Origin of the sequence: Streptomyces silaceus, from assembly GCF_001419745.1 — a bacterium.
GTDB classification, from domain to species: Bacteria; Actinomycetota; Actinomycetes; order Streptomycetales; family Streptomycetaceae; genus Streptomyces; species Streptomyces silaceus.
In genome coordinates this window covers 1-6529 of the sequence record NZ_LIRJ01000436.1, presented here as the reverse complement: position 1 = coordinate 6529, position 6529 = coordinate 1, and the positions used below count along the sequence as shown (strand labels likewise).

The 6529-nt window shown below is 70.3% G+C and carries 5 protein-coding genes, 1 tRNA gene, 1 other RNA gene and 1 pseudogene; 6 read left to right on the top strand and 2 right to left on the bottom strand.

Annotated features, from left to right (window positions below):
• Positions 1-989 (bottom strand): DNA polymerase III subunit gamma and tau (locus AOK22_RS33020; RefSeq protein WP_244165206.1); only part of this gene is annotated, 989 nt, incomplete at its 3' end.
• A gap of 44 nt (positions 990-1033) precedes the next feature.
• Positions 1034-1132, bottom strand: an RNA gene (gene ffs / locus AOK22_RS39210) — signal recognition particle sRNA small type.
• Positions 1133-1263: 131 nt separating this feature from the next.
• On the opposite strand from ffs, the gene AOK22_RS33015 reads away from it, so the two are divergent.
• The 6 genes and pseudogenes from AOK22_RS33015 to AOK22_RS32990 all read left to right on the top strand — a co-directional run.
• Positions 1264-1348, top strand: a tRNA-Ser gene (locus AOK22_RS33015).
• A gap of 268 nt (positions 1349-1616) precedes the next feature.
• Entirely contained in the window at positions 1617-4058 is a 2442-nt protein-coding gene (locus AOK22_RS33010) for a helicase-associated domain-containing protein (RefSeq protein WP_244165205.1), read from the top strand.
• A 73-nt stretch (positions 4059-4131) separates the two neighbouring features.
• Positions 4132-5022 (top strand): phosphorothioated DNA-binding restriction endonuclease, encoded by an 891-nt coding sequence (locus AOK22_RS33005; RefSeq protein WP_055702392.1) that lies wholly within the window; start codon positions 4132-4134, stop codon positions 5020-5022.
• A 62-nt stretch (positions 5023-5084) separates the two neighbouring features.
• Positions 5085-5363 (top strand): hypothetical protein, encoded by a 279-nt coding sequence (locus tag AOK22_RS33000; RefSeq protein WP_055702391.1) that lies wholly within the window; start codon positions 5085-5087, stop codon positions 5361-5363.
• Positions 5360-5785 (top strand): PIN domain-containing protein, encoded by a 426-nt coding sequence (locus AOK22_RS32995; RefSeq protein ID WP_055702390.1) that lies wholly within the window; start codon positions 5360-5362, stop codon positions 5783-5785. The genes AOK22_RS33000 and AOK22_RS32995 overlap by 4 nt, the downstream gene beginning before the upstream one ends.
• 283 nt (positions 5786-6068) lie before the next feature.
• Positions 6069-6529 (top strand): annotated as a pseudogene (locus AOK22_RS32990) (hypothetical protein); the annotation flags it as partial.

Below are 6529 nucleotides of genomic sequence, written 5' to 3'. Positions count from 1 at the left end.
GCGCCGCCGAAGACGCCGGCCTGGGCCTGCATCCGCTCGACGACGTCGGCGGGGGCGTCGATGAGCCCCTTCTCGGCGGCGTCCGGCACGGCCGCGAGGATCACCAGGTCGCGCAGCCGCTCCAGGAGGTCGGCGACGAAGCGCCGCGGGTCGTTGCCCCCCTCGATGACGCGGTCCACGACCTCGAAGGCCGCGGCGCCGTCCCCGGAGGCGAAGGCCTCGACCACGGAGTCGAGGAGCGAGCCGTCCGTGTACCCGAGGAGCGAGGTCGCCATGGCGTATGTCACACCCTCCTCGCCGGCGCCGGCGAGGAGCTGGTCCATGACGGACATGGAGTCACGCACGGAACCCGCGCCCGCGCGCACGACCAGCGGGAACACCCCGTCCTCGACGGTCATGGCCTCGCGGCCGCAGACCTCGGCGAGATAGTCCCGGAGCGTGCCCGGCGGCACGAGCCGGAAGGGGTAGTGGTGCGTACGCGAGCGGATCGTGCCGATGACCTTCTCGGGCTCGGTCGTCGCGAAGATGAACTTGAGGTGCTCCGGAGGCTCCTCGACCACCTTCAGGAGGGCGTTGAAGCCCGCCGAGGTGACCATGTGGGCCTCGTCGATGATGTAGATCTTGTACCGGCTCGACGCCGGGCCGAAGAAGGCCTTCTCGCGCAGGTCACGGGCGTCGTCCACACCACCGTGCGACGCGGCGTCGATCTCGATGACGTCGATCGAACCCGGGCCGTTCCTCGCCAGGTCGCGGCAGGACTGGCACTCGCCGCAGGGGGTGGGAGTGGGACCTTGCTCACAGTTGAGACAGCGGGCGAGGATGCGCGCGCTCGTCGTCTTGCCGCAGCCGCGCGGGCCGCTGAACAGATATGCGTGATTGACCCGGTTGTTCCGCAGCGCCTGCTGCAGCGGGTCGGTTACATGCTCCTGCCCGATGACCTCGGCGAACGACTCCGGGCGATAGCGGCGGTACAGCGCGAGAGACGACACGCATACGAGGTTATAGGCGACCACTGACAACCCGGACCGCCCCAACGCAAAGCGCCCCCCACGCACCCGCCAGAGCCGACCTACCCTTGCTGCCTTCCGGCCCTGGGGGAGTTCAGTCAGATAGCGCCACGTGAGGGGCTGACGCTCACCTTAGCGGATCCCCGGGCGCGGAAGCGACGCCGGGAGGAACCGTTCCGACCTCGGGAAGCGGTCGGGAGGTCTCCGATCGGATCGTGTTCGCGAGCACCCTCCAACGTCTTGTATTGTTTGCGGCGGAGGATTCGCCTAGTGGCCTAGGGCGCACGCTTGGAAAGCGTGTTGGGGGCAACCCCTCACGAGTTCGAATCTCGTATCCTCCGCAGTCGCCTGAACAGGCGAAACGAGAACCCCGGACCGCTCAGCGGCCGGGGTTCTCGGCATGCTCTGGTCTCAGTTCTGGTCTCATTTTTCTCCGGCATAAGGAACTTTTCACCACCTCGCTTTGCCGCTGACGGGTCGACCGACAGGGCAACGCCTTCACTCACAGGCGGCTTCCTGCCGCCTCAGGACGCGGGTGTCTCCTGCCGTGCGCCATTCTGGAGCGTGTGCAGGACCGGTTCCGGTTCGAAGAGCAACGGCGTCGTCTTGGTGAGGTGCCCCATCGACAAGCCCAGCGGATCAACTCTGGCCTCGTGGCTGAGGGGTGTGGAAGTCGGTCGACTTGAGCGAGTCCTGGCGACTCGCCCGGATGCCGTGTCCCCGCCGGAGCCACGATCGTTCGGCGAACTCGCGGACCGCCTTCAGCGCCCGGCGTCGGTGGCACCGGTGCTGGCGGAGCTCGCGCTGCCACAGCTGCAGGTGGCTGAGGCGCTGGCGGCATTGGGCCCCGTTCCACGTGCTGCTGTGGCCGACCTGCTGGGCGTGACCGAAACGGAGTCCGATCGCGGGCTGGACTCGGCCCTGGAGACACTGGCCGATCACGCGCTCGTCTGGCCGGACGGCCAAGGGCTGCTCCACATGGCGGCGCCGTTGCGACAGGCGTGGGATTCGCCGTTGGGGCTGGACGCGCCGCTCGCCCGGCTACTGGCGGACACGACCTCCGAGGAACTGCGGCGCATGCTGGTGGCCCTGGGCATCCCAGCTCCCGGCACCACCAAGAAGGCTCGGCTGGCCACGCTGCTGGAACACCACAGTGATCCGGAGCGGGTGGCCGCGGTGGTCGCTTCGGCGCCTGTGGCCACTCGGAAACTGCTTGAGCGGCGAGCCCGTCACCAGGGTGAACAGACGCAGGAACAGACGCAATTCCTCATGCTCGGGGCCCCACGGGCCGACTCCGGACCGGGTGACCGGTGGGCGCTGGAGCGAGGACTGCTGGTCCAGGACCCGTACTCCGGGTACGGGCCCGCACGAATGCCGGCCGAGGTGACGCTCGCGCTGCGAGGGGCCGACTGGCACGCCCCGTTCGAGCCGTTCCCGCCCATCGTGCAGATGGTGTCCGTCACCGAGGCGGAGGTGGATCGGGAGGCGGCGGCAGCCGCCACGGCGTTCGCCGCCCACGCCGCCTCGGTTCTGGCGGCGTGCGCCGCTTCTCCGCCGGCTCGTCTGAAGTCCGGCGGGGTCGGGGCGCGTGAGCTGTCCCGGATCGGCAAGGCCACACAGTGCGACGACATCGTCGTACGCCTCGTCCTGGAGACGGCGTACGACGCCGGGCTGCTGGCCCGGGACGGTGACCGGGTCGCGGCAACGGAAGGCTACGACGCCTGGGCGGAGCGGGAACCGGCGGAGCAGCTCACCACCCTTCTCCAGGCGTGGCGGACGCTGCCGCTGACCCCGACCCAGGCCCGCGACGGAGACGGCAAGGCGCTGCCCGCACTCGCCGGAACACCACCCTGTGGCGGCTGCGTGCAGGCCCGGGGCGGGCTTCTCGCCGCGGCGGTGGCGCTCCCGGCGGACCAGGGGGTGCGGAGCCCTGTGGAACTGGGGCCGCTCGTCGCCTGGCACCGTCCGTTCACCCATCAACTCCCCCAGGACGCCGCGCCCTTCGCCTCCGTGGTCCGCGAAGCAGAACTGCTCGGTGTGATGGCCCGCGGCTCCCTGTCCCGCATCGGTGCCGCCTTGCAGGCCGATGACGGCGAAGCACTGGCCGCGGCCAGTCGGCGGCTGCTGCCGACGGCCACCAGCACGGCCCGCTTCGGCGCGGACCTCACCGCCGTCGTCACGGGCACACCGTCAGCCCGCCTGGCCGCCCTGCTGGACGCCGTCGCAGACCGGGAAGCCGTCGGCACGGCATTCGTGTGGCGGTTCAGCCCGGGCACCATCCGCGGCGCCCTGGACACCGGACGTACACCCGACGCCATCGCCGCCGACCTGGCCGACGTCGCCGTCGGCGCCCTCCCCCAGCCACTGTCGTATCTGATCCATGACACCGCGCGCGCTCACGGCCGTGTGCGCATCGCCCCCGCGGCCTGCGTGATCCATGGAGAAGAACCCGCCCTCCTCGCCGAACTCGCCGCCCACCGCAAGCTCGGCGAGCTCGGGCTGCGGCAGCTGGCGCAGACCGTGTTGGTCTGCCGGACTCCGCTCGACAAGACCCTCGCCGCGCTCCGGGCCGCAGGCTACGCCCCCGTCGCCGAGAAGGCCGACGGAACCGTACGCGTCGAGAAGACCCGGCGCCGGCGTGCCTCCGCCCCGGCTCCGACCCCACTCCCAGGCCCACGACGGCGGTCTGTGCCGACGGAGACCCCGGTGGACGTCGGCCTGAGCGCCCTGGCCGCCAGGCTGCGGGACGCCTCGCCGACAGTTCCGGATCCCGACCCGTTCGGCACCGGGGTCCCCTACGGCACGGACACCGAGGAAATCGTCGCCGGGTACGCGAAGAACCTGACGTACAGCGATGTCCGCCAGCTCGCCCACGCCGTCGACGCCGGCACGGCCATCACGGTCGAGTACGTCGCCGCCTCGGGCAACCGGACCGTGCGTACCCTCAGCGAGCTCGATCTCGACCCGCCCCATCTGTATGCCTGGTGCCATCTGCGCGAGGACGAACGGGTCTTCACCCTCTCCCGCATCCTCGGCGTCATGCCCGCGTAGCCCTCGGCATGGCCCATTGGCCCATCCCGTGCACGGATCAGTGTTCGACCAGCCGCTACTACGATCGCCGGTCATGGACTGGATCGAGCGCACCGCGCAGCTGAGGCAGTGGACGAGGAGTGGGGTGCGGGCTCCGCACAAGCCGTTGCTGTTCCTGTACGCGCTCAGCCGGTTCCAGCAGGACGCCGACGGCGAGCTGCGGTACAGCGCGGTGGAGCAGGACCTGCGGCGGCTGCTCGCCGAGTACGGGCCCGGTAACCGGACGACGCCCGCTTATCCGTTCCATCACCTGGTGAGTGACGGAGTGTGGGAGGTGCGCACCGAGCGCGGGACGGGCAGCCCCGGGACCGGGGTCAGGGAGCTGCGGGCGACCGGGGCCGCCGGGCGGCTGACGCCGGATCTGCGGGCGGCGCTGCGGCGGGAGCCTTCCCTGCTCGGCCGGATGACTCGGGTGCTGCTCGATCTGAACTTCCCGCCCTCCCTCCACGGCGAGCTGTGCGAAGCCGTCGACCTGGAGCTTGAGGAGGCCGAGACCGGACGGCTCTCAGCCGCGCGCAGGCAGCGGGACCGCCGGATGCGGAAGATTGTCCTGACGGCGTACGAGTACCAGTGCGCCTTCTGCGGGTACGACGGCAGGATCGGTGCGGTGCCGGTCGGTCTTGAGGCCGCCCATGTGCGCTGGTGGGCGTTCGACGGACCGGACGACATCGACAACGGGCTGTGCCTGTGCTCGCTGCACCACAAGCTCTTCGACAAGGGCGTTCTCGGCATCGGCGACGGCCACCGCATCCTGGTCTCGCAGAGTTTCGTCGGCCGCAGTGCCGCCGCCCGCGACGTCATCACGCTCGCCGGCCGTCCGGTCATAGGTCCCCAGCCGGGCGTCCGCCCCATCGCCGCCGCCCACCGCTCCTGGCACACCAGCCAGGTCTTCCACGGCAGCCCTCGCCCCGCCGTGACCGTCTGATCCCGATCAGGTCACATGAACGCACTGGTAAGCAGCGCGATACCAAGAGTATGGTCTCTTATATGGTGACGAAGAAGGTGACGGTGACGATTCCCGAGGATCTCCTGGACGAGATCCGCGCGGAGACGGCGGAGCGGGGCCTGTCGGCGTACGTCGCCGAGGCGCTGCGCTTCAAGCGCGACCGGGACCGGCTGCGGGAACTGGCCGACTGGCTGCAGGAGGAACACGGCCCGCTTACCGAAGAAGAGCGCACCGCAGCGTTCGAGGGACTGGAGGAGCTCGACGCCGAGCACGAGCGCCGTCGCGCCGCCGGAACGCACGGCGCGGGAGAGGCCGCGTGAAGAAGCGGGCCGGTGAGCCGGGGCAGCGACCACTGCGCGTCTTCGTACTCGACTGCGAAGCCTTGTCCCTGGCCGTGCGCGGCGAACGGAAGATGATCGCATGGCTCGACCTCGCGGCCGGAGGTGAAGCCGAGGTGGTGACATCTCCGATGACGCTGATCGAGGCGTACGACGGCAGAACCACCGAGCAACGCTGGGACTGGGTGCTCTCGCGGCTCAGAGTCGCCGACATCGGAAAGGACGAGGCTCGCCAAGCCCGCCGTTTGCTGGCAGATGCCAAGCTGCATGGCCACAAGTACGCGATCGACGCGGTGCTCGCCGTCGTCGCGCGCCAGCAGAAGGGGCAGGTCACCGTCTTCACCTCGGACGTGGACGACCTGGAGAAGCTGGTTCCGGAGTCGATCGTCGTCAAGAAGGTGTGACCCGGCACTCTGGTCTCAGTTCTGGTCTCATTCACCCCCGTCCAGAACCGTCCATCAACCGTCCGCCTCTCGGCTCCGTCCCAGGTCAGAACGCCCCCGTCCCTCCCTGAACCCCCAGGCGAACACTTGGAAAGCGTGTTGGGGGCAACCCCTCACGAGTGCGAATCTCGTATCCTCCGCACTCGCCCGCAAGGGCAGCCGAAGGACCCAACCGTTCGCGGTTGGGGCCTTCGACGTTCTCCGCCGCAGGAAAGTGGCGGCCCCGGAAGAGAATGGACAGCTGGTGTCGCTCGTGCCGCAGGTGTCACGGCTGGCCCGCCGGGGCCTGGACGGGCTGCTGCGCGAGTGGCGGGCCGTCGTCGCGGGACCGTGCCGCAGGCTGGGGGAGCGCGGGCCCCTCGGGATCGCGCTGGCCCTCTTCGCCGCCGTCGCCGTGATCGGACTGCACGAGTTCCAGCAGACCGCCCTCGGCGCGGACGTGCTGCGCGTGCTCAGCGAGGTGCGGGCCGACCAGCCGCTGTGGCTGTCCCTGCTGCGTACGCCCGTCTCGATGTTCGTGCCCGCCGTGGATCTGTCGGCGTGGGGCGGACTGCCTCGGCTGATCCTGGCGTTCGCGCTCGCCGAGCTGGCCTTCGGGCGCGTGCGCACGCTGGTGGTGGCCTACGCCGCCACGCTGGCCGGGACGCTCGGCGCGCGCGTGCTGATAGCCCTCGGGCCCGACCGGCTCGGCCTGCCCGCCGACGC

Coding starts and splice junctions, on each gene's coding strand:
- AOK22_RS33000 (WP_055702391.1), top strand. CDS start 5,085: ATGGTGACGAAGAAGGTGACGGTGACGATTCCCGAGGATCTCCTGGAC.
- AOK22_RS33005 (WP_055702392.1), top strand. CDS start 4,132: ATGGACTGGATCGAGCGCACCGCGCAGCTGAGGCAGTGGACGAGGAGT.